Consider the following 763-nt stretch of genomic DNA (forward strand, 5'->3'; position numbering starts at 1 on the left):
GCAAAGGCTCTGGCAAATCCGATAAACCAAAAAAGCTTTGACGAGTTTATCGCCGGCGATGAAAAGATCGTTATCATCGTAAATGACGGCACAAGGCCTACGCCAACTGCTAAAATTTTAAAGCAAATTTATCCAAAAATTCGCGATAAAAATAAAATTTTCATCATCGCCACCGGCTGCCACAGAGAGGGCACGCTAGATGAATACAACATGATATTTTCTAAAGAAATTTACCCAGAGATCAGAGCTAAAAACGAGGTTCATGACCACGACTCAAAGCACGATGAGATGGTCTTTTTAGGCGAGAGCAAAAACGGCACGCAGATGTATCTAAACAAGATCGTGGCCGAAGCTAAAAAAGTGATCGTCATAGGTTCGGTTGAGCCTCACTATTTTGCAGGCTACACTGGTGGCAGAAAAGCCTTTTTGCCTGGCACCGCGTCGTACGAGAGCATCACGCAAAACCACAAACTAGCACTTAGCGCTGATGCTCAGGCACTGCGCCTAGAGGGCAACCCTGTGCATGAAGATATGATCGATGCGATGAAGGTTCTTTCAAACATCGATGTCTTTTCTATACAGACAGTGCTTGATAGCGAGCATGGCGTCTATTACGCGAGTGCTGGCGATCTAAACGATAGTTTTTATGACTGTGTGAAAAAGGCTGATGAGGTCTTTTGCGTAAATATCCCACAAAAAGCTGACATCGTGATCTCGGTAGCGCCTTATCCTATGGATGTCGATCTTTATCAGGCGCAAAAGG

1 protein-coding gene is annotated in these 763 nt (G+C 44.7%); it reads left to right on the plus strand.

The window, feature by feature from the left end:
- Nucleotides 1-763, plus strand: a 763-nt coding sequence (gene larA / locus CYO90_RS09335; RefSeq protein WP_141090555.1) for a nickel-dependent lactate racemase, incomplete at both ends; no start/stop codon positions are given.

The sequence above is a fragment of the Campylobacter concisus genome (assembly GCF_002913745.1).
Classification (GTDB): Bacteria; Campylobacterota; Campylobacteria; order Campylobacterales; family Campylobacteraceae; genus Campylobacter_A; species Campylobacter_A concisus_R.